Source organism: Roseinatronobacter thiooxidans (assembly GCF_001870675.1).
GTDB classification, from domain to species: domain Bacteria; phylum Pseudomonadota; class Alphaproteobacteria; order Rhodobacterales; family Rhodobacteraceae; genus Roseinatronobacter; species Roseinatronobacter thiooxidans.
This window is the reverse complement of record NZ_MEHT01000010.1, coordinates 46363-68867: the sequence shown is the minus strand read 5'-3', so window position 1 is coordinate 68867 and position 22505 is coordinate 46363. Positions and strand designations below refer to the sequence as shown.

Genomic DNA, 22505 nt, shown 5'->3' with positions numbered 1-22505 from the left:
CCTTTTCGTCCGTTCACGCCGCGCGGGCAGCGAAACGGCGATATTCCCTTAACCACGCATCAGCAAAGCGCAGCACATCTTCTTTTTGCGTCTGTGGGCCCAATGAGACCCGGATCGCGCCCGATGCCGTTGCCGCGTCAAACCCCATCGCGCCCAACACGGCAGACGCCCGAAGCTTGCCAGAAGAACAGGCCGATCCAGCCGAAATGGCAAAGCCTGCCAAGTCCATCTGCATCACCTGCGTCTCTCCCTTCCACCCGGGTGTCGCAAGACACAAGGTGTTGGGCAAACGGTCGGTTCCTTTCCCGACTAAAATAGTCTTGCTTGCGCCAGCGTCCAGAGCCTGTTCTAGAATATTTCTAATTTCAGATACAGAATTCCAGACACCATCTGCAAGGTCTTTTGCCGCAGCTTCTGCCGCGGCGCCGAATCCGGCGATGGCAATCAGGTTTTCCGTGCCCGCGCGCCGCCCCATTTCCTGACCGCCGCCGCGAATTTGTGCCGCGATATCAGTGCCCCGTCGCATAACCAGCGCGCCGACCCCTTTTGGCCCACCGATTTTATGCGCCGAGATAAAGCCCATCTCGACCCCCAGCCAGTTGAAGGCGAAAGGCAGCTTGCCAAAACCCTGCGTCAGGTCGCTGACGGCCAGCCCTTCGGGTAGGGCTTGCACGATACCTGTTTCGGAATTGGCAATCTGAAGGGTGGCGCGGTCGGGATGGGGCACTGTCACTGCACTCAATTCATCGACGCCAAGCGCATCATCTCCCCATGCGCGCACTGCATCATGTTCGATCGCAGCGCATGACACCCCGCGCCCTGCCAGCGCCAGCCCTGCTGCTTCGGTCGCGCCAGAGGTGAAGATCACCTCTGCCCCGTCCGCCCCAAGGGCCGCCGCCACTTGCGCGCGTGCCTTCTCCAGCAGCGCGCGCGCGCGCCGCCCTTCGGCATGGACAGATGACGGGTTGCCCACCACATCCATCGCGGCGATCATGGCCACGCGCGCCTCGTCGCGCAAAGGCGCGGTGGCGTTATAATCCAGATAGACGCGGCGTGTCACAGAGCAGCCCCTTTACCTTGCACAATGCCAGCCGCAGCCGGCGTGTTGCATCATTCGTCCACAATCTCGAACAGATTGGGCACAGCGGGACAGGGTGTCAGGGCATTGTTTGCCACATCTGACAGGCGGGTTTGGTGCAAAAACACATAGACATGTGCCGACAACCCTTCCCACAAGCGGTTGGTCATGGATTGCGCCCTGGACCCCGAAATCGCCCCCGAAGCTCCCGCGCCGGTATGCATGGCGCTGACAGTTTCCTCGACCGCTTCCAGCACCTCGGACACGCGGATCGAATCGGCCCCGCGTGCCAGCCGGTAGCCGCCCCCCGGCCCGCGCACAGACTCAACCAGACCGGCGCGGCGCAGCTTGACGAACAGCTGCTCCAGATAGGCCAGCGACACATGCTGCCGGTTTGCAATTTCATTCAGCGACACCAGCCCCCCAGTCGGGGCTTGCGCCAAATCCACCAAGGCGATCATGGCGTAACGCCCTTTTGTAGACAGCTTCATGGCCACCCCCCGCTGCGCATAGTACCGATTGAGGTTGACGCGCCCGACACACGCGCCTACACCCTTGGCGCAGCGCGACCCTATCCCGAGATCACATCTCGCAATTTAGAACATTTCTAAAATGCCTGAAGTAAAGAGTCAAGAATTAGCAAGACGGTATCGGGTGCGGCTTGAACAGAATCGCAAATAGCATGACAAAAAATGTCATATTCCGTGACCACTAGATAAGGCCCCTCATGCCCGAGATCATCTTCCCCGGCCCAGAAGGCCGCCTTGAAGGCCGCTTCCACCCGCAACCCAAGACTGACGCACCGATTGCGATCGTGTTGCACCCGCATCCGCAATTTGGCGGCACGATGAACAACAAGGTTGTCTACAACCTGCATTATGCCTTTCACAAAATGGGCTTTTCGGTGCTGCGGTTCAATTTCCGTGGCGTCGGGCGCAGTCAGGGCGAATATGATCAGGGCATTGGCGAACTGTCCGATGCTGCTGCCGCGCTCGATTATGTGCAGGCCCAAAGCCAGAATGCGCGGCATTGCTGGGTGGCAGGGTTCAGTTTCGGCGCATGGATCGGCATGCAGTTACTAATGCGCCGCCCCGACATTACCGGCTTTGTCTCGGTCGCGCCACCGGCGAACCTGTATGATTTCAGCTTCCTTGCGCCCTGCCCCGCCTCTGGTTTGGTGATCAACGGCACGGCTGACCGTGTGGCCCCGCCGCGTGACACGAAAACACTTGTGGGCAAGTTGCAGGAACAGCGCGGCATCACCATCACCCACACGGAAATCGAAGGCGCGGATCACTTCTTCAAAGATGAAGAGCAGCACATGCAGCCGATGCTGAACACGGTGACCGAATATGTCACCCGCCGCCTGACAGAATCCACACGCTAAGGCGTCAGCCTTGGGGGGCGGGTCGATGCCGGGCTGCCTGCATCATCCCGCCTGCCTTCAGGAATTCCCCCAAGGAAGTGATGCGGCGCGCATTGTGCTTTTCACGCCGTCCGCTACATCTTGGCCGGTCCAATGAGAGGTTGATGCCATGCTGCATGCCCTGAAAATGTCACTGTCGATGGCTGCAACCGCGCTTGTGGTGGCAGGCTGCACCCTTGCCCCTGCCCCCATGCTGTCGCCTGCCCCGCAAGCGCTGGCCCCTGTCAGCACGCGGGCGGATTTCAATACAGTTGTTGCGCGCATGCGACCCGTCGCCACGCAAGTGTGCCGCGAACGCAACCCGCGTCTGGATTGCAATTTCATCGTCATTCTGGACGATCGCCCCAACCAGCCCCCCAACGCCTTTCACACCCGCGATGAAAATGGCCGTCCCATTATTGCCTTTACCATCGCGCTGATTGATGATCTGCGCAGCCATGACGAAATTGCCCTGATATTCGGGCATGAAGCGGCCCATCACATTGCCGACCACCTGCCCCGCATCCAGCAGCAAGCCATGACAGGGGCGTTGCTGGGCGGGCTTGTCGCGGCAATTTCCGGCGTGGATCAGGGCACCGCGCAACAGATCGTCAACACCGGCGCAACTGTCGGCGCACGGCGCTATTCTAAAAACTTCGAACTGGAAGCAGACCGCCTTGGCGCGGTCATCGCCGCGCGTGGCGGCTATGACCCAATGCGCGGCGCGCAGATTTTCCGCCGCATCCCGGACCCCGGAAACCAGTTTCTGGGCACCCACCCCCCCAATGCCGAGCGCCTGCGCGAGGTAGAGCGCGCCGTTGCAAACATGGCGGCGGGCAACCCGATCTAGGGAGAGCAGCCATGCATTGGCTATATCTTGGCGTGGCCATTCTGTTTGAAACGATTGGCACCACAGCGTTGAAGGCCAGCGACGGCTTTACCCGTCTGGGGCCGTCAATACTGGTTGTGCTGTCCTATGTGCTGTCATTCTGGCTGCTGGCGCTGGTGTTGCGCATTATTCCTGTGGGTGTGGCCTATGCCATATGGGCGGGGTTGGGGGTGTGCCTGATCGCGGGCATCGGCTGGGTCGTCTTTGGCCAAAGGCTGGACGCCCCCGCCCTGCTGGGTCTGTTCCTGATCATCTCTGGTATTGTCGTGATCAACCTGTTCAGCAAAACTGTCGGCCATTAGGATGACAGCATCTGCGCCCCATACCAAATTTGAAGATGCCCAAGGGCTGGTCTTCGGCGCTGTGATGTGCGCCTTTGGCGTGCTGATCCTGACCGGCGCGGGCCTTGTGACCGGACAGACAGCGGGGCTGGCCGTGCTGGTGGCCTATATCACCGGCTACAGTTTCGGGGTGGTGTTTTTTGCAATCAACATCCCCTTCTATGCACTGGCATGGTGGCGGCTGGGGCGGGCCTTTACCGTCAAGACATTTGTCTCTGTCGCGCTGATCTCTGCCATCTCGCTGGTGATCGAGGATCTGGTGCAGGTCGATCCCGCCCATCCCGCAGTGGCGGCGGTGTTGTTCGGGCTGATTGCAGGGGCGGGGTTGCTGGCGATCTTTCGTCACCGCGCCAGCCTTGGCGGGGTGGGCATCGTCGCGTATGACCTGCAAGAACGCTTTGGCTGGCGCGCAGGCTGGGTGCAACTGGCCTTCGACCTGGCATTGTTTGCAGTGGCACTTCTGGTGCTGGACCCCGATCTTGTGCTATGGTCCCTTCTCGGGGCAGCCGTTCTGAATGCGATTGTGGCAATTAACCACCGGCGCGACCGCTATATCGGGACGTAACGCGCTTGGGGGCTAGCCACAGGATGCGCAATCGGGTAATGCGGCGGCGCAGCATCAAAAGGCAAGACTTATGACCCTTCGCAATATCGCGATCATCGCGCACGTTGACCATGGCAAAACCACACTTGTGGACGAGCTGTTGAAGCAATCGGGCACCTACCGAGAGAACCAGTCAACCACTGAACGCGCGATGGACAGCAATGATCTGGAACGCGAACGCGGGATCACCATTCTGGCCAAAGCCACCTCGGTCGAGTGGAAAGAGAACCGCATCAATATCGTCGACACCCCCGGCCACGCCGATTTCGGCGGCGAGGTGGAGCGTATTTTGTCCATGGTGGATGGTGTCGTGTTGCTGGTCGATGCAGCCGAGGGGCCAATGCCCCAAACCAAATTCGTGACCTCGAAAGCACTGGCACTGGGGCTGCGCCCGATTGTGCTGCTCAACAAGGTCGACAAGCCCGCCGCCGAACCCGACCGCGCGTTGAACGAGGTGTTCGACCTGTTCGCCAATCTGGGCGCAAGTGATGAACAGCTTGATTTCCCTGTGCTTTATGCAAGCGGGATCAATGGCTGGGCTGATGCCGAACTGGACGGGCCACGGCAAGACATGTCCGCTCTGTTTGATCTGGTGGTCAAACATGTGCCCGAACCGGCACAGGTTGCACGCCGCACAGAGCCGTTTCGCATGCTGGCAACAACCCTGTCCGCCGACCCCTATCTGGGCCGCATCCTGACAGGCCGTGTCGAATCCGGCACGTTGAAAGCGGGCGAGACGATCAAGGCGCTGTCACGCGACAATTCCAAGATCGAGCAGTTCCGCGTTACCAAGGTTCTGGCCTTCCGCGGCCTTGGCCAGCAGGCCATTGACGCGGCAGAAGCAGGCGATATCGTAACACTTGCAGGCATGACCAAGGCCACTGTGGCCGACACGCTCTGCGCGCTTGAAGTTGACATCGCCCTGCCCGCGCAACCGATCGACCCGCCCACCATCTCTGTCACCTTCGGCATCAATGATTCGCCACTGGCCGGACGTGATGGCGCAAAGGTCCAAAGCCGTGTCATCCGCGAGCGTCTGATGCGCGAGGCAGAGTTGAATGTCGCCATCAAGGTCAGCGACACACCGGGCGGCGAGGCGTTCGAGGTTGCAGGCCGTGGCGAATTGCAGATGGGCGTGTTGATCGAGAATATGCGTCGCGAAGGGTTTGAACTGTCCATCTCGCGCCCGCGCGTGCTGATGCGCGATGTCGATGGCCAGCGGCTGGAACCCATTGAAGAAGTCACAATCGATGTCGATGATGAATATACCGGCACTGTGATCGAGAAACTGACCGGGCCGCGCAAGGGCGATCTGGCAGAAATGAAACCCGCAGGCGTGGGCAAGACGCGCATTATCGCGCATGTGCCATCGCGTGGCCTGATTGGCTATCATGGTGAATTTCTGACCGATACACGCGGCACAGGCGTTCTGAACCGTGTGTTCCATGAATGGGCCCCCTATAAAGGGGCCATTCCGGGCCGTCGTCAGGGTGTCCTGATCTCGATGGAAGATGGCACGGCAGTCGCCTATGCGCTGTGGAATCTGGAAGAACGCGGGCGCATGATGATCAATCCACAAGACCCTGTCTATCAGGGCATGATCATTGGCGAGCATAGCCGCGACAATGATCTGGAAGTGAACCCGTTGAAGGGCAAGAAGCTGACCAACGTGCGCGCTTCTGGGACGGATGATGCGGTCAAACTGACACCGCCCACCATCATGTCGCTGGAACAGGCGATTGCCTATATCGATGATGACGAGTTGGTCGAAGTCACGCCCAATGCCATCCGCCTGCGCAAACGCTTCCTTGACCCGCATGAGCGCAAGCGTCAGGCAAAAGCCAGCGCCTGATACACGCGCAACGCAGCCCCGGCCCTGCGCCGGGGCCTCGCGGCCCAAGCAAGAGGTCCCGGCGCAAGGCCGGGACTATGCTGCAAGATATACCCCCTCGTGCAAATCCGGCAGTGTTGCGTTGACCATCGCATAACGCGCTTATGCCTCTCTCCGCGTGTCGCATGTCATGCGCACGAAGATCGTGCGGCATGGCATAACTTACGGGGATTATTCTCTTTTACGTAAAGCGCAACACAGCCCCGGCCTTGCGCCGGGGCCTAGCGGCCAAAGCAAGGGGTCCCGGCGCAAGGCCGGGACTATGCTGCAAGAGCTGCCAGTCTAGCGCAAATCCGGCGGCGTTGCCTCGACCTGCAACGCGGCGACAACTGCATCCAGTGATTGCGTTTCTGTCCGAGTGTCGCCAAGTCTGCGCACGGAAACCGTGCGTTCCTCGACTTCGCGCGCACCTATCGCAAGGATCACAGGCACTTTGCCAACCGAATGCTCGCGCACCTTGTAGTTGATCTTCTCGTTGCGGATATCCAGCTCTGCCCGAAGTCCGGCAGCTTGCAGCGCCTCAACCACCTCGCGGCAATATGCATCCGCATCCGAGATGATCGAGGCGACGACAACCTGTCGCGGGGCCAGCCATAGCGGCAGCTTGCCCGAGAAGTTCTCGATCAGAATGCCGATGAAGCGTTCGAAACTGCCCAAGACTGCGCGGTGCAGCATGACGGGCCGGTGTTTCGCACCGTCCTGGCCCACATATTGCGCATCCAGACGTTCGGGCAGGTTGGGGTCTACCTGCAAGGTGCCGCATTGCCAGGACCGCCCGATCGCATCAGTCAGGGTGAATTCCAGCTTCGGGCCATAAAACGCCCCCTCGCCTTCCTGCAACTCATAAGCATAGCCTGCCGCCTTGCATGCATCGCCCAAAGCCTGTTCGACCCTGTCCCAGCTTTCATCCGACCCGATCCGCTTTTCGGGGCGGGTGGAGAGTTTGATCGTCCAGTTTTCAAACCCGAGATCGGCATAGACTGCCGCCAGCAGTTCGATGAATTTCTTTGTCTCGGCTTCGATCTGCTCATCAGTGCAGAAAATATGCGCGTCATCCTGCGTGAACCCGCGCACCCGCATGATGCCATGCAGCGCGCCCGAAGGCTCGTAGCGGTTGCAAGATCCGAACTCTGCCATGCGCAGTGGCAGGTCGCGATAGGATTTCAGACCGTGGTTGTAGATCTGCACATGGCAGGGGCAGTTCATCGGTTTCAGCGCATTGACGGTTTTCTCGCGGGCATGTTCCTCGTCAACCTCGACGATGAACATATGGTCCTGATAATTGTCCCAATGCCCCGAATCTTCCCACAGTTTGCGGCTGACAACCTGCGGCGTATTCACTTCCACATAACCATCGCGGCGCTGCTGGCGGCGCATATAATCTTGCAGGTTGGTATAGATTGACCAGCCATTGGGGTGCCAGAACACCTGCCCGGGGGCTTCTTCCTGCATATGGAACAGGTTCATTTCGCGGCCCAGCTTGCGGTGGTCGCGCTTGGCCGCTTCCTCCAGCATGGTCAGATGCGCTTTCAGGTCCACGCGGTTCTTGAAGGCCACGCCATAAATGCGCTGCAACATGGGCCGTGTGCTGTCGCCCAGCCAATAGGCCCCTGCAATGCTCATCAGCTTGAACCCATCGGCAGGCAGCTGGCCGGTATGTTGCAAATGCGGGCCACGGCACAAATCCTGCCAAGCCCCATGCCAATACATGCGCAGCGGCTCGCCTTCGGGAATACGCTCGATCAACTCCAGCTTGAACGGCTCATTCGCGTCCTTGTAATGCTGGACCGCGCGCGCGCGGTCCCAGATTTCGGTGCGCACTGCGTCGCGCGCATTGATGATCTCGCGCATCTTCGCTTCAATCTGCGCAAGGTCTTCGGGCACGAACGGCTCGGCGCGGTCGAAATCATAAAACCAGCCCTTGTCGCGCACAGGGCCAATCGTGACCTTCACATCCGGCCAGATTTCCTGCACTGCACGCGCCATGACATGCGCGAAATCATGCCGGATCAGCTCCAACGCCTGCGCGTCATCCTGCATGGTGTGAATTGCGATGCTGGCATCCTGCGTGATCGGCCATTGCAGGTCGAAATGCGCGCCGTTTACAGTGGCGGAAATGGCTTTCTTCGCCAGCGATTTCGAGATGCTCTCGGCCACATCGGCGGCAGTTACGCCTGCGTCATATACGCGGGCTGATCCATCAGGTAATGTCAGGGAAATCTGGGCCATAGGCCGTGCTCCTCGTCGTTTTGGCGCCCACGGAACGCCCGGTTGCGGGTTTATGTGGCGCAGGGTTTGACCTTCGAGGGAACGAAAGTCAAGCTGACTTCGTTTTGTCCTGTCGCCAAAATCGTCCGCTGCAAGGAGTTGCACATGCCCCCGCCCCGCCCTGCTGTCCGTCTAAGCTATGAAATGCTGGCCAATGACGATGCGGGGCGCATGTGCCGCGACATCTCGGACGAGGCATGCACGCAGCAACCGCAGAATTTCCTGCGCCATGCAGCCGCGCTTGGGCTAAGCAAATCTGCTGACGGGCTGGCGGACCCGAAACTTGTGCTGTCATGGCTGATGACGCATCTGGGGGCGCCCGCAGCGCTTGTGGGGCTGCTGGTGCCCATCCGCGAAGCAGGCGCATTGCTGCCGCAACTGTTCACTGCCGCGCGCATTCGGGCCATGGCACAGCGCAAATGGGCTTGGGCGGCAGCCGCCATTGGGCAGGGCGTGGGGGCAGCCATTATTCTGGCCGCTGCCCTGACGCTACAGGGTATAGCAGCGGGGCTGGTGATTCTGCTGGGGCTGAGCGTGCTGGCGCTGTCACGCTCGGTCGCGTCGGTGGCCTATAAGGATGTTTTGGGCAAGACCATCGACAAAGGCCAGCGCGGCACGGTCACGGGGGTGGCGGGCAGTTGGTCGGCGATGGTTGTGATCGGCTTTGCGCTGGTGCTGATCCTGTTCTCGGATGCGCGCGCCGCCATTGTGCTGGGCGCACTGGCGCTGGCTGCAAGCGCGTGGGTGCTGGCAGGCGTGGTGTTCGCAGGGCTGGCCGAGGATAAGGGCGCGCAAGACGGGGGCGCAAACGGCTTTGCCGCCGCAATCGCAAATCTGGGGTATCTTCGCGAGGATGGCCAGCTTGTGCGTTTCATCGTGGCGCGCGGGTTGCTGACCTCGACAGCGCTCGCCCCGCCCTATCTGGTGGTTCTGGCCTCGGGCGACGGGGGGGCCGCGTTGCAGGGGTTGGGCGCACTGGTTCTGGCCTCGGCGCTGGCGGCACTTTTGTCCAGCTATGTCTGGGGGCGGCTGGCCGACAAATCTTCGCGCAAGGTTCTGATCTGGACAGGCATATCGGGTGCGGGGGCGATGGTGCTGACACTGGCTTTTGCCATGTCCGGTCTGGCGGCCACCGTCTGGGCCATGCCGCTTGCGTTGTTTGGCCTAATGATCGCGCATCAGGGGGTGCGGCTGGGCCGGGCCACCTATCTGGTCGATATGGTTGGACAAGACCGCCGCGCCATTTATACCGCAATTGCAAATACGGTCATCGGGGTGATCCTGCTGGCCAGCGGTGTGTTCGGCGCAGTTGCAGCCCTTGCAGGGGCGGGGGCAACAATGGCCCTGTTCGCCTGCATGGCCGCAGGTGGCGCGGTAGCCGCCTATGGATTGAAGGAGTTGGGCGATGGTTGAGTATCTGGACACAAGCGCGGGGCGCAAACTGGCCTATCACAAAACGCAAGGGCGCGGGCCGGGCGTGGTGTTTCTGGGCGGCTTCATGTCGGATATGTCGGGCACCAAGGCGGTTTTTCTGGAAGATTGGGCCAAATCCCAAGGCCGTGCATTCCTGCGCTTCGACTATTCCGGCCATGGCGAAAGCTCTGGCACTTTTGCAGAAGGCTGCATCGGGGATTGGGCCGAAGATGCGCTGGAAGCGCTGAGCAAGCTGACAGACGGGCCGCAGATTTTGGTCGGATCATCCATGGGCGGCTGGATCGCACTGCTTTTGGCGCGCAAAGTCCCAAAGCGGGTGCATGGGCTGGTAGGTGTAGCCGCCGCCCCCGATTTCACCGAAGACAGCATGTGGCCGGGGCTGACGGATGCACAGCGCGCCGAAATTCTGGAACAGGGCCAAATCAGCGTGCCCAATGGCTATGACGACACGCCCTATACCCTGACCCGCCACCTGTTCGAGGATGGCAAGATGCAGCTTGTGTTGCAAACACCGCTGGACCTGCCCTTTCCCGTGCGCCTGATGCAAGGCACGCTGGACGAAGCGGTGGCACCTTCGGTTCCCCTGCGCCTGATTGCGCATGCAACCTGCCCCGATATGCGCCTGACCTTGGTCAAAGATGCAGATCACAGGTTTTCGACACCTGCCTGTCTGGAGATGATCACCGCAGCGATCACAGAACTGACCGACTGACCTTACCCTTGCAGCAGTGCCAGCGCTTTGGCATGCAGCACCGGATTGGCGGCGGCAAGCACTTGTCCGCTTGCCCCCACCGGCCCCCCCTGCCAGTCGGTGACAATTCCGCCCGCAGCCTCGATCACCGCGATGGGGGCAGCTATGTCATACGGGTTCAGCCCCGCCTCGATCACCAGATCGATATGCCCTGCGGCCAGCAGGGCATAGGCATAACAATCCATCCCGTAGCGTGTCAGGCGCGCGGAGTCCGAAACGCGGGTGAATGCCGCCTGTTCGGCGCTGGTGCCGATTTCAGGAAAGGTGGTGAACAATATCGCATCGCCCAATTCAACCGTACCGCGAGTGGCAAGCGGTTTGCGCCCCTGTGGCCCTGCAACCCAAGCCTGCCCAAGCCCGCCCAAAAACCGCTCGGAGATATAAGGCTGGTCGATGACCCCCAGAAACGGGCCATCACCATCGGCCAAGGCAATCAGCACGCCCCAGCACGGGGTTCCGGCAAGAAAACCGCGCGTGCCATCGATCGGATCAATAATCCATGTCAGGCCGGACTCGCTGGCCTTTGGCCCAAACTCTTCGCCCAGAATGCCATCTTGCGGGCGGTGCTGAAGCAAGGTGGCGCGGATGATCTGCTCGGCTGCCCTGTCTGCCTGTGTGACCGGATCGAACCCGTTGCATGCCTTGTTGGCGGCCCCCAAATCCGGGTTCCGGAACCAAGGCAGGATAGCCTCGCGCGCATGGTCTGCCAGCGTTTCAATAAGTGCTAGCATCTCGGCATGTTGCGACAAGGTCAGGCGCGGATCGGGCATTGGGCTTATCCGTAAGGTGATTTCCGGCACCCCTCAGTTGCAGTCTTCACCACGAAAAGCAACGGCAGACCAAGGCCTGCCGTTGTTTTAAATTCTTACGTTATGAAATATATCGCACCCTCAAGAGGCTGCGCTGAAATCGCCAAGTGATTGGGCCAGATGCAAAAACCGCTTCCGCTGCCCTTCTGGAATTGCATAGTAGCTGCGCAGCAATTCCAGCGTTTCTTTTTGTTGAAGGATCTGATCTTCTGCGGCGGGTTCGTTGGCATTCTCGGACAACCCCTCGAAAAAGAAGCTGGCCGACACGCCCAAAGCGCGCGAAATGTCCCACAGCCGAGATGCAGACACGCGGTTCATGCCCGTCTCGTATTTCTGAATTTGCTGAAATTTGATCCCAACCGATTCAGCCAGCTGCTGCTGTGTCATTCCCACCATCCATCGGCGCTGGCGAATTTTCTGGCCAACATGCGAATCCACGAGATGAGTCATTTGTCCCTCACTTATTTTGTAATGCCGAACATTATCAATTTTTTAAAAAAACGGCTTCTGCACCAATCACCGAAAATAAAACACCATCTACCTACACAGATCGTTTCTTCGGCTATACACAACTTTATGTGACGCGAACACGCAGCCCCCGGCACATACTTAGGTTGTGCCGCATCCCACGCCTTGAGAAAAGACTTTTATGCGCGCGCGCCAAAATATTCGCAAAATGCAAACCATACTGCGAACAACCGAAGGGCGAGTTTTGCGCAATGCGAATCGCACTGAGTCATATGGCTTGCGCTTTGCCGTTCTCTCGGCAAATCTGGCGTTCCCTATCGGAAGGACCATATCATGCGCGCTGTACTGCTGACTGAAACCGACACGCTGCCCCAACTTGTTGAAATTGACGCCCCCCAAGCGGCTGCCGGTGAGGTTGTCATCACTGTGGCCGCATGCGGCCTGAACTTCGCCGATTTATTGATGACGCGCGGTCAATATCAGGAACGCCCCGATCTGCCCTTTGTCATGGGGATGGAAGTTGCAGGAACAATCGCATCCGTCGGGGCTGGCGTCGAGGGTCTGCGCCCCGGAATGCGGGTTGCGGCCTTTCCCGGCAAGGGCGGGCTGGCGGAACAGGTCTGCTGCCCTGCAGACTGCTGTGTGCCGATACCAGATGCCATGCCCTTCACACAGGCTGCGGGGTTTCTTGTAGCCTATGGCACCTCGCATCTGGCGCTGGAACATCGCGCAAGGCTGCAAGCAGGCGAGACATTGTTGGTACTTGGCGCGGCAGGGGGTGTGGGGCTGACAGCGGTCGAGATTGGCAAGGCGCTTGGGGCGCGCGTGATTGCGGTGGCACGCGGCGCCGACAAGCTGGAGATTGCGCGCAAGGCCGGTGCGGACCTCTGCCTTGACAGCGAAGGTCTGGACCTGCGCGCCGCGCTCAGGGATGCGGGCGGGGTTGATGTGGTTTATGATGCGATCGGAGAGCCGCTTGCCACCCCTGCCCTGCGCGCCCTGCGCCCCGAGGGGCGTTTTCTTGCCATCGGTTTTGCTGGCGGCACTGTTCCACAATTTCCGGCCAATATATTGCTGGTCAAGAATCTGACTGTGATCGGTCTCTATTGGGGCGCCTATCTGAAATTCGCACCGCATGCCCTGACCACCTCGCTGTCCAAACTCATAGGGTGGTATGCGACAGGGCATTTGCACCCGCATATCAGCCACACCCTGCCTTTGGACCAGTTTGCAGAGGGATTCGAGTTATTGCGCAGTCGAAAATCGACAGGAAAAGTGGTGATTGGCATCAGAGATTGAACAACCGGCACGCAGTTGGGGAATTTGTGACCAATTCCTGTCCATTTTACTCCGGAAATGCTTGAAACCTCTGCTGGAGTTGACGATATTACAGCCAAGACAGGCTGGGGCTTCCCAGTCTGCACCAATTACGGAGGTAAGTATGTCAGACTTCAACACGATGCGTGCACAGCGGGTCAGCGGCACCCGCGCCGCCGAGATTGATGCGGGCCTTCGCGCCCACATGAATAAAGTTTACGGAACCATGTCTGTGGGCATGCTGATCACAGCCGCCGCGGCATGGGCAATTTCCGGCCTTGCGACAACAACAGACCCAAGCATGGCTGTTGCGCAACTGCCAAACGGCACCATGCTGAACACCCTTGGCGGTGCCATTTACATGTCGCCGCTGCGCTGGGTGATCATGTTTGCACCGCTGGCATTCATTCTGTTCGGCTGGGGCGCGCTGATGCGCCGCGCATCTGCCGCAGGCGTGCAGCTTGGCTTTTTCGTCTTTGCCAGCGCCATTGGCCTATCGCTCAGCTCGATCTTTCTGGTCTTCACCAGCTACTCGATCACGCAGACCTTCTTCGTGACAGCCATCGCCTTTGGCGGCCTTAGCCTGTATGGCTACACCACCAAGAAAGACCTGTCGGGAATGGGTACATTCCTGATCATGGGTGTGATCGGCCTGATCGTCGCCATGATTGTAAACCTGTTCCTGCAAAGCCCTGCCATGATGTTTGCCATCTCGGCCATCGGCATTCTGATCTTCGCAGGTCTGACAGCATTCTACACACAAACCATCAAAAGCGAATATGTGGCGCATGCTGCAAATGGCGATCAGGAATGGCTGGACAAAGCCGCTGTTGATGGCGCGCTCAGCCTTTACATCAGCTTCCTGAACATGTTCCAGTTCCTTCTCATGTTCATGGGCCAGCAAGAATAACCAGCCAAACCGGCTTTTGTTGCAAGGGCGCACCTACTGGTGCGCCCTTTTTGCATTGCTTTGCCAGCAATGGACAGACCACAGAACCACGCGCGCGCCGCATAAGTCGATGGGACCAGATGCGCCGTTCAAATCTGATCTGTGCAGGGTTTATGGCCCGTCCGGCAAAAGTTTTGCGACATTCCATCGCCCCCGAAGTTCACTTCAGCAGCGCAGGCTTATTTCTGCGCACCCAGACAAAATCTCTTTGAAATAACGGAACGATGCCTTGACCATGAGATTGTTCTCGCACAAAGTATCCTTAAGGTTGTATTTTATTGATCCAAGATAATCCAAGGGCGGCAAGAATGATGCATGATGCGAAAGTCTTTGCTGAAAAAGGGCTTCCAGCCTTCAAAGGCGTTGCTGTTGCATTCATGCCCTATTGCGACGACGCACGTGACATTCAGGACTGGGCCTATGAACAAGCCCGCATCACTGTCATGGTGCTGGCGCATTGCACGCAAACCCTGACATGGCTAAGCGAAAAACGGGCTGAATTCGACTTTATCATTGTCGATATAGAACATGTCGGCGGCGTGCATGCCGCGATTGAATTATGTCTGGGCATCCGGCAGACACGCCCTGATTGCAAAATTTTCCTGCTGTCTGACGAAACAGAGCGTGACGATTCAGGCTCAGAACGCCGCGCGATCTGTGACGCTACGTTGAAAAAACCACTCACCCACAAAAGATTCACCGATACCCTGATGTCATGAATGCGCCGCAGGCGAACTGCGCACGAGTCAGACAAAAAAACCCTGAGAACATGCTCAGGGTTTTTTATTTTCTCTCGGGGGCGGCAGCGAATCACGCTTCGGCGTCGAGTCCGGCGGCTTGCGCACCGGCCAAGGCTGCTTCTGCATCATTGTCAGAGCTGTCGCCCGTCACGCCCATCGCGCCGATCACAGTGCCATTCTCGCGCAACAGCACCCCGCCGGGCACTGGGACAACCTGCCCGCCATAAACCCCGTTTACCGCCGCCATGAAATAAGCCTGCGCTTCGGCGCGCGCCATTTGCGCGCGTCCTGCCATGCCCAGCATGACTGCGCCGTAAGCCTTGCCATGCGCAATGCCAAACCGCCCCGGAGAGGCACCATCTTCGCGTTCAAAGGCCAGCACATGCCCGCCTGCATCAAGGACAATCACAGAAAGTGGCTTTAACCCCATCTCGCGGCCTTTGGCACGGGTGGCGGCGATGATCGTCTGTGCCTGCTCTAGCGTCAGCATAGTTTGAATTCCTTGTCATGTTGGGGGCTGGCGGCCAGTTCTGCCCCGACGCCAGCCCCATGTGGTGTCTTGTATTTTCAGGCGTGAATCGCACCATCGCCGCAAGCCAATGCCGCTTCGCGCACGGCTTCGGAATAGGTGGGATGGGCGTGGCAGGTGCGCGCAAGATCTTCGGCCGCGGCACCAAATTCCATCGCCACACAGATTTCATGAATCAAATCGCCTGCATAAGGGCCGATGATATGTGCGCCCAGAATGCGATCTGTTTCCTTGTCTGCCAGAATTTTCACAAACCCGTCGCCTGCGAAATTCGCTTTCGCACGGCCATTGCCCATGAAGCTGAACTTGCCAACCTTATAGGCGCGCCCCGCCTCTTTCAGGGTTTCTTCATTCTCTCCGACCGAAGCCACTTCGGGCCAGGTATAGATCACACCGGGGATGACGCCGTAATTCACATGCCCCGCCTGCCCTGCCAGAATCTCGGCCACGGCCATGCCTTCGTCTTCGGCTTTATGCGCCAGCATCGGCCCCTCGATCACATCGCCAATCGCGTAAATGCCGTCGATACTGGTTTTGTAATGCGCATCTGTGGCGATCTGCCCGCGCGCGGTCATCTTGACCCCCAGCGCATCCAGCCCCAACCCGTCAACAAACGGGCGGCGCCCTGTCGAAAGCAACACAGTGTCAGCCTCCAGCGTGTGTTCACTGTCATCCTTGCGCAGCTTGTAGGTGACCTTGGCCTTGGCCTTGGTGGCCGTGGCCGATTGCACAGCCGCCCCAAGAATGAAATTCATGCCCTGCTTGGCCAGAAGCCGCTGAAATACCTTGGCGACTTCGGCATCATTGCCCGGAATGATCCGGTCCAGATATTCGACAACTGTCACCTCTGCCCCAAGGCGGGCATAGACCGACCCCATCTCCAGCCCGATCACGCCTGCGCCGATGACAATCAGCTTTTTCGGGATCTTGCCCAGTTCCAGCGCGCCGGTGGAGGTGACGATGGTTTTCTCATCCACCTCGACCCCGTTCAACGGGCTGGATTCAGAGCCGGAGGCGATGACGATCTTCTTCGCCTCATAGGTCTGTTCGCCCACCTGCACGCGGCCCGGCGCAAGCACCTTCGCCCAGCCCTTGATCCATTCCACCTTGTTCTTTTTGAACAGGAATTCGATGCCCTTGGTGTTCTGGCCGATCACATCGGTTTTGTAGCCCAGCATTTTCTTCCAATCGACCTTGGGCTTGGCCCCTGTCAGGCCCATGGATTCGAAATTATGCTCGGCCTCATGCAGGCTGTGGGTGGCGTGCAAAAGCGCCTTGGAGGGAATGCAGCCCACATTCAGGCAGGTTCCGCCCAAGCTCTCGCGCCCCTCGATACAGGCAACTTTCAGGCCCAGTTGGGCAGCACGGATCGCGCCAACATAGCCGCCGGGGCCAGCGCCGATGAAGATTACATCATAGGTCATGGGTAGTTCCTCCTTTTTCGGCGAAGCAGGCGGGGGGCTGTCTGCCCCCCGCACCCCCCGAGGATATTTGGACAAGGATGAAGGAGCATCAGAAAAGTGCAACCATCAACATGATCAAAGTGGACATGAACCCGACCGCCCAGATGACCGAGCGCCACGGATTCAGGCCATAAGCATAGGCAGGAATATAGAGGATGCGCGCGATCAGATAGGCATAGGCGCAGGCCGCCGTCAGGGTGCTGGACTGGTCTGACACCGTGATCACGGTGGCGGCGATGCCAAACAGGATCAGCCCCTCGAAATGGTTGTTCAACGCGCGTTGCAGGCGTGCGGTGCGTTTCGACATGGGTTTGTCGGGGGCATAATCCCGGCTGCCGCCCGTATAGCGCGTGCCAAGTTCGAGATTCGCCGGAAGGGCAAAGAGGATGAATTGCACGATCTGCAAAATCGCCGCGAGGGTGAGCGCTGTCAGTTCAGGGGTCATGAGGGCCTTTTCCTGCTACCAGCATTCCAACTCTGGGCAGGGTGCATGCCGCGCATGCACCCTGCGAAAGTGTAATTCAAAGATCCATCAACAACCGGCGCGGATCTTCCAGCGCTTCCTTGACGCGCACGAGGAAGGTAACCGCCCCTTTGCCATCGACGATGCGGTGATCATAGGACAGCGCCAGATACATCATGGGCCGCGCCACGATCTGGCCTTTTACAACCATCGGGCGTTCCTGAATCTTGTGCATGCCCAGAATACCCGATTGCGGCGGGTTGAGGATGGGCGAGGACATGAGCGAGCCATAGACCCCACCATTGGAGATCGTGAACGAGCCGCCCTGCATCTCGGCCATGGTCAGCTTGCCGTCGCGGGCGCGCATGCCGAAATCGCCAATCCGCTTTTCAATCTCGGCAAAGCCCATCTTATGCGCATCGCGCAGCACGGGTACGACCAGTCCCGAAGGCGTGCCGACCGCAACACCCATATGGACATAGTTCTTGTAAACCACATCCGTGCCATCAATCTCGGCATTGACCTCCGGCACTTCCATCAGCGCATGGCAGCAGGCTTTGACGAAGAACGACATGAAGCCCATCTTGACGCCGTGTTTCTTCTCGAACTGGTCCTTATAGGCGTTGCGCAATTCCATTACGCCGCCCATATCCGCCTCGTTATAGGTGGTCAGCATGGCGGCGGTGTTTTGCGCCTCTTTCAGGCGGCGCGCGATTGTCTGGCGCAAGCGGGTCATCTTGACGCGCTCCTCGCGGGCCGCATCATCTGCGGGCACAGCCGGGCGCGGGGCTTGTTGGGCTGCCGGGGTGGGCACAGCCGGCGTAGCCGCTGGGGCCGCCGCGGCATTCTGGACATCTTCTTTCATGATCCGACCGTCACGCCCTGTCCCTGTCACCTGATCGGCAGACAAACCTTTTTCTGCCATCAGCTTCTTGGCCGATGGTGCGTCTTCCACATCGCGCGCGCCGCTGCCAGCATTGCTGCCCTCGGCCTGCGGGGCGGCGGCTTTGACACCTTCCGCGCTGCCTGAAATCACTGCCAGCTTGCCGCCTGCCGCGACCGTGCTGCCGCTTTCGGCCAGAATTTCGGCCAGCACGCCTGCTGCCGGTGATGGCACCTCGACCGAAACCTTGTCGGTTTCCAACTCGCACAGCATTTCATCCACCGCGACCGTGTCGCCGGGTTTCTTGAACCAGCTTGCAACAGTTGCTTCAGATACGCTTTCGCCCAATGCGGGCACCATGACATCCACTGTCTCGGATGCTGTGGTCGCATCCTTGGCAGCCGCTTTCGCAGGTGCGACAGGTGTCGGCGCGTCAGAGCTGCCCGGCTCTGAGATCATCGCCAGCAGCGCATCTGCGCCCACTGTCTCGCCTTCCGCGGCGACGATTTCACCCAGCGTTCCGGCGACAGGTGATGGCACTTCAACCGTCACCTTGTCGGTTTCCAATTCGCACAGCATTTCATCCACGGCGACCGCATCGCCGGGTTTCTTGAACCAAGTGGCCACAGTGGCCTCGGTCACGCTTTCGCCCAATGTGGGGACTCGAACTTCGGTGGACATGTGTTTGTTATCCCTCGATTGTCAGCGCTTCGTTCACGAGCGCTTCTTGTTGTGCTTTATGCTGGCTGGCAAGCCCTGTGGCGACCGATGCAGAGGCCGTGCGCCCGACATAGCGCGGACGTTTGGTTGCACCGTTCAATCGGCTTAGAACCCATTCGATATTCGGTTCAATGAAACTCCACGCGCCCTGATTCTTCGGCTCTTCCTGACACCAGACAATCTCTGCGTTTGGAAAGCGTTCCAGCTCTTTCAGCAGGGCCATGGCAGGGAAAGGGTAGAATTGCTCGACCCGCAGCAGATAGATGTCGTCAATCGCGCGCGCATCGCGTGCTTCCAGCAGGTCGAAATAGACCTTGCCCGAACACATGACCACGCGTTTGATCTTGTCATCCGCCTGCAACTGCGTGTCACTATTGCCCTTTTGCGCGTCATCCCACAGCACGCGGTGGAAACTTGACCCTTCGGTAAAGTCCGCAGCCTCAGAGATGCACAGCTTGTGGCGCAGCAGCGATTTCGGCGTCATCAGCACCAGCGGCTTGCGGAAGCTGCGATGGATCTGGCGGCGCAGAATGTGGAAGTAATTGGCTGGCGTTGAACAGTTCGCAACAATCCAGTTGTCCTGCGCGCATTGTTGCAAAAACCGCTCCAACCGGGCGGAGCTGTGTTCCGGCCCCTGCCCTTCAAACCCGTGCGGCAGCAGCATGACCAGACCAGACATGCGCAACCACTTGCTTTCACCAGAGCTGATGAACTGGTCGAACATGATCTGTGCGCCATTGGCGAAATCGCCAAACTGCGCTTCCCACATGACCAGCGCATTGGGTTCGGCCAATGAGTAGCCATATTCAAACCCCAGCACCGCATATTCCGAGAGCATCGAGTCGATGACCTCGTAGCGGGCCTGCCCTTCCTTGATGTTGTTCAAAGGGTAGTAACGGTCCTCGGATTCCTGATCGACAAAGGCCGAATGGCGCTGGCTGAATGTGCCGCGGGTTGAATCCTGCCCTGCCAGCCGCACCGGATAACCTTCGGTGACAAGGCTGCCAAAGGCCAGCGCCTCGGCGGTTGCCCAGTCAAACCCTTTGCCAGAGGCGAACATCTCTTTCTTGGTGTCCAACTGGCGCGCGACGGTCTTGTGGATATTGAACCCTTCAGGGTAGCGCGTCAGGGCCGCGCCAACCTCGGCCATCGATTGGGACGAGATCCATGTCTCGCCGCGCTGGTATTCCTCGCCCTCGCGGTTCAGGTGCGACCAGCGCCCGTCCAGCCAGTCGGCCTTGTTGGGCTTATAGGTCTTGCCCACCTCGAATTCTTCATTGAGGAATGCCTGAAACGCGGCTTTCATATCCTCGATCTCGCCTTCGGGGATCAACCCGTCTGCGACCAGACGTTCGGTATACAGTTGCAGCGTCGATTTATGCTTCTTGATGCGGGTATACATCGCGGGGTTGGTGAACATTGGTTCATCCCCCTCGTTATGCCCGAACCGGCGATAGCAGAAGATGTCGATCACCACATCTTTCAGGAATTTCTGCCGGAACTCTGTCGCCACTTTGGCCGCATGCACCACCGCTTCGGGGTCGTCGCCATTCACATGGAAAATCGGCGCCTCGACCATCAGCGCAATATCGGTCGGATAGGGGCTGGAGCGCGAGAAATGCGGCGCAGTGGTAAAGCCGATCTGGTTATTGACGATAATATGGATCGTGCCGCCCGTGCGGTGCCCGCGCAGGCCCGACAGGCCAAAGCCTTCGGCCACAACACCCTGCCCCGCAAAGGCCGCATCACCATGCAGCAACACGGCCACAACCTGACGGCGCTCGGCATCGTTCATCTGGTCTTGCTTGGCGCGCACCTTGCCAAGCACAACCGGATTGACCGCTTCCAGATGCGACGGGTTTGCTGTCAGCGACAAATGCACAGTGTTGCCGTCAAATTCGCGGTCCGATGACGCGCCCAGATGGTATTTCACATCGCCAGAGCCATCGACATCTTCAGGCTTGAAGCTGCCGCCCTGAAATTCATTGAAAATGGCGCGGTAGGGCTTGCCCATCACATTGGCCAGAATGTTCAACCGGCCCCTGTGCGGCATGCCTATGGCAACCTCTTTCAGGCCCAAGGCACCGCCGCGCTTGATGATCTGTTCCATCGCGGGAATGGTCGCTTCGCCCCCGTCCAGCCCGAAACGCTTGGTGCCCATGTATTTGACATGCAGGAATTTCTCGAACCCTTCCGCCTCGACCATCTTGTTCAGGATCGCGCGGCGGCCGTTCTTGGTGAACTGGATTTCCTTATCCATCCCTTCGATGCGTTCTTTCAGCCAGCCGACCTGCTCGGGGTCTGAAATATGCATGAATTGCAACGCGAAAGTGCCGCAATAGGTGCGTTGCAGAATATCGATGATCTGGCGCAGGCTGGCCACTTCAAGGCCCAGAACGTTATCAATGAAGATGGGCCGGTCCATATCGGCTTCGGTAAAGCCGTAAGAGCGCGGGTCCAGTTCCGGATGGGGTTCTTCCTTGCGCATGCCCAACGGGTCCAGATCGGCGACCAGATGACCCCGTATCCGGTAGGCGCGGATGATCATCAGCGCGCGCAAACTGTCGATCACAGCAGAGCGCACCTGCTCGGTCGTCAGGGTAACCCCCTTCGCGGCGGCTTTCGCTGTGATCTTCTCGGCGGCGGCTTTCTTCTCGCCCATTGGCGCGGCGGTGGGCCACTCGCCTGTCAAGGCCGATGTCAGCTCGTCTGTGGGCTGCTGCGGCCAGTCGGTGCGCGCCCAGCTAGGCCCTGTCGCGGCGCGTTGCGCATCTTGCGCCCCTTCGCCCAAGGCACGAAAATACGCGGCCCAGACATCATCTACCGAAGCGGGGTCAGCCGCATGTCGGGCCTGTAATGCCTCGACATATGCGGCGTTCTGACCTTCAAGGAAGGTCTCGCCATGCATCTGGTCGTTCGGGCTGTGGTCATTCATTAGAGCACCTCTGTGGTACTTGAGGGTTAAGTATCAGTTACTTGACGCGCGGTTCAGGGCCGAACCTGTTTTCGCCACGCTGGCTGGGGCGGCTCATCCACCAGATAATAACGATACCCGCGAAAAACTGCGCGACGGCCAGCAAGGCAAACAAGCCGCCCTGCCCCTGCATCCGGCCCATGGGCATCTCGCCCGGCATCATGGTGCCAAACCCGCCCTGCATCATACTGGCCGAGAGACTGCCAACCATGATCGCCGAGAGGATGACAATGGCGACAGGCACAAGCAAATACCAACCGGGTCGCCCTGTATCCTGAAGCCTGCGCCAGCCAACCGCCAGAAACGGCACAAAGGTGACCAGCTGGAACAGACGCACCAGCCAGTTGCCTGTCATACCCAAGGCCATCTGGACCAGCGACAGTACGAATGCGCCCGCAAAGACAAACAGAAAAAACCACCAATAATCGGGGCGACGCGCGCGCCCCGAAAATTTCAGTCCATTCTCAAAACCGCGTTTCACTGCTTTTGTGAATGTCATGGCTGTGTCCCTTCCTGCGGGCGCTGCGGT

The 22505-nt window shown here is 59.1% G+C and carries 21 protein-coding genes; 10 read left to right on the top strand and 11 right to left on the bottom strand.

What is annotated here, in order from left to right:
- Positions 1 to 13 precede the first annotated feature (13 nt).
- Together BG455_RS06845 and iscR are read right to left on the bottom strand one after the other, a co-directional pair.
- On the bottom strand, positions 14 to 1060 hold the full coding sequence (locus BG455_RS06845) for a cysteine desulfurase family protein (protein WP_071469243.1): 1047 nt from the start codon (positions 1058 to 1060) through the stop codon (positions 14 to 16).
- Between the two features lie 50 nt (positions 1061 to 1110).
- Positions 1111 to 1569 carry a Fe-S cluster assembly transcriptional regulator IscR gene (gene iscR / locus BG455_RS06840; RefSeq protein ID WP_071469242.1) on the bottom strand — a complete coding sequence of 153 codons (459 nt, stop codon included), beginning with the start codon at positions 1567 to 1569 and terminating at the stop codon, positions 1111 to 1113.
- A gap of 236 nt (positions 1570 to 1805) precedes the next feature.
- Between iscR and BG455_RS06835 the strand changes: the two genes are divergently transcribed.
- From BG455_RS06835 to typA, 5 genes are all read left to right on the top strand, one after another.
- On the top strand, positions 1806 to 2465 hold the full coding sequence (locus BG455_RS06835) for an alpha/beta hydrolase (protein WP_071469241.1): 660 nt from the start codon (positions 1806 to 1808) through the stop codon (positions 2463 to 2465).
- Positions 2466 to 2613: 148 nt separating this feature from the next.
- Positions 2614 to 3333 (top strand): M48 family metalloprotease, encoded by a 720-nt coding sequence (locus BG455_RS06830; protein ID WP_245735491.1) that lies wholly within the window; start codon positions 2614 to 2616, stop codon positions 3331 to 3333.
- 11 nt (positions 3334 to 3344) lie between these two features.
- Entirely contained in the window at positions 3345 to 3674 is a 330-nt protein-coding gene (locus BG455_RS06825; RefSeq protein ID WP_071469240.1) for a DMT family transporter, read from the top strand.
- A gap of 1 nt (position 3675) precedes the next feature.
- Complete coding sequence (locus tag BG455_RS06820) at positions 3676 to 4278, top strand: YitT family protein (RefSeq protein ID WP_071469239.1); 603 nt, start codon at positions 3676 to 3678, stop codon at positions 4276 to 4278.
- 70 nt (positions 4279 to 4348) lie between these two features.
- A complete protein-coding gene (gene typA, locus BG455_RS06815) occupies positions 4349 to 6169 on the top strand; it encodes a translational GTPase TypA (protein ID WP_071469238.1) in 1821 nt (606 codons plus the stop codon).
- A gap of 321 nt (positions 6170 to 6490) precedes the next feature.
- Here the strand turns inward: typA and thrS are convergent, their stop codons facing one another.
- The gene (gene thrS, locus BG455_RS06810) at positions 6491 to 8437 is read right to left on the bottom strand and encodes a threonine--tRNA ligase (RefSeq protein WP_071469237.1); all 1947 of its coding nucleotides are present in this window, start codon (positions 8435 to 8437) and stop codon (positions 6491 to 6493) included.
- A 144-nt stretch (positions 8438 to 8581) separates the two neighbouring features.
- Between thrS and BG455_RS06805 the strand changes: the two genes are divergently transcribed.
- On the top strand, positions 8582 to 9889 hold the full coding sequence (locus tag BG455_RS06805; RefSeq protein ID WP_071469236.1) for an MFS transporter: 1308 nt from the start codon (positions 8582 to 8584) through the stop codon (positions 9887 to 9889).
- Positions 9882 to 10622, top strand: coding sequence for an alpha/beta hydrolase (locus tag BG455_RS06800; protein ID WP_071469235.1), 741 nt, complete (start codon positions 9882 to 9884; stop codon positions 10620 to 10622). Before BG455_RS06805 ends, BG455_RS06800 begins: the two co-directional genes overlap by 8 nt.
- Before the next feature lie 2 nt (positions 10623 to 10624).
- On the opposite strand, the gene hisN is transcribed toward BG455_RS06800, so the two are convergent.
- A complete protein-coding gene (gene hisN / locus BG455_RS06795) occupies positions 10625 to 11431 on the bottom strand; it encodes a histidinol-phosphatase (protein WP_084386173.1) in 807 nt (268 codons plus the stop codon).
- Positions 11432 to 11551: 120 nt separating this feature from the next.
- Entirely contained in the window at positions 11552 to 11920 is a 369-nt protein-coding gene (locus BG455_RS06790) for a helix-turn-helix domain-containing protein (RefSeq protein ID WP_071469234.1), read from the bottom strand.
- Positions 11921 to 12271: 351 nt separating this feature from the next.
- Between BG455_RS06790 and BG455_RS06785 the strand changes: the two genes are divergently transcribed.
- The 3 genes from BG455_RS06785 to BG455_RS06775 all read left to right on the top strand — a co-directional run bounded on the left by BG455_RS06785 (position 12272) and on the right by BG455_RS06775 (position 14923).
- Entirely contained in the window at positions 12272 to 13237 is a 966-nt protein-coding gene (locus BG455_RS06785) for an NADPH:quinone oxidoreductase family protein (protein WP_071469233.1), read from the top strand.
- A 142-nt stretch (positions 13238 to 13379) separates the two neighbouring features.
- Positions 13380 to 14165 (top strand): Bax inhibitor-1/YccA family protein, encoded by a 786-nt coding sequence (locus tag BG455_RS06780; RefSeq protein WP_071469232.1) that lies wholly within the window; start codon positions 13380 to 13382, stop codon positions 14163 to 14165.
- Positions 14166 to 14512: 347 nt separating this feature from the next.
- Positions 14513 to 14923: a hypothetical protein gene (locus BG455_RS06775; protein ID WP_071469231.1), complete on the top strand. Its 411-nt coding sequence runs from the start codon at positions 14513 to 14515 to the stop codon at positions 14921 to 14923.
- A 91-nt stretch (positions 14924 to 15014) separates the two neighbouring features.
- Here the strand turns inward: BG455_RS06775 and BG455_RS06770 are convergent, their stop codons facing one another.
- The 6 genes from BG455_RS06770 to BG455_RS06745 form a co-directional block, all read right to left on the bottom strand.
- A complete protein-coding gene (locus tag BG455_RS06770) occupies positions 15015 to 15434 on the bottom strand; it encodes a GlcG/HbpS family heme-binding protein (RefSeq protein ID WP_071469230.1) in 420 nt (139 codons plus the stop codon).
- A gap of 77 nt (positions 15435 to 15511) precedes the next feature.
- Positions 15512 to 16897 carry a dihydrolipoyl dehydrogenase gene (gene lpdA, locus BG455_RS06765; protein WP_071469229.1) on the bottom strand — a complete coding sequence of 462 codons (1386 nt, stop codon included), beginning with the start codon at positions 16895 to 16897 and terminating at the stop codon, positions 15512 to 15514.
- 88 nt (positions 16898 to 16985) lie between these two features.
- The gene (locus tag BG455_RS06760; RefSeq protein ID WP_071469228.1) at positions 16986 to 17381 is read right to left on the bottom strand and encodes an MAPEG family protein; all 396 of its coding nucleotides are present in this window, start codon (positions 17379 to 17381) and stop codon (positions 16986 to 16988) included.
- A gap of 76 nt (positions 17382 to 17457) precedes the next feature.
- Complete coding sequence (gene odhB, locus BG455_RS06755; protein WP_071469227.1) at positions 17458 to 18963, bottom strand: 2-oxoglutarate dehydrogenase complex dihydrolipoyllysine-residue succinyltransferase; 1506 nt, start codon at positions 18961 to 18963, stop codon at positions 17458 to 17460.
- A gap of 7 nt (positions 18964 to 18970) precedes the next feature.
- The gene (locus BG455_RS06750) at positions 18971 to 21937 is read right to left on the bottom strand and encodes a 2-oxoglutarate dehydrogenase E1 component (RefSeq protein ID WP_071469226.1); all 2967 of its coding nucleotides are present in this window, start codon (positions 21935 to 21937) and stop codon (positions 18971 to 18973) included.
- Positions 21938 to 21974: 37 nt separating this feature from the next.
- Complete coding sequence (locus BG455_RS06745) at positions 21975 to 22475, bottom strand: DUF805 domain-containing protein (protein ID WP_071469225.1); 501 nt, start codon at positions 22473 to 22475, stop codon at positions 21975 to 21977.
- Positions 22476 to 22505: the final 30 nt, after the last annotated feature.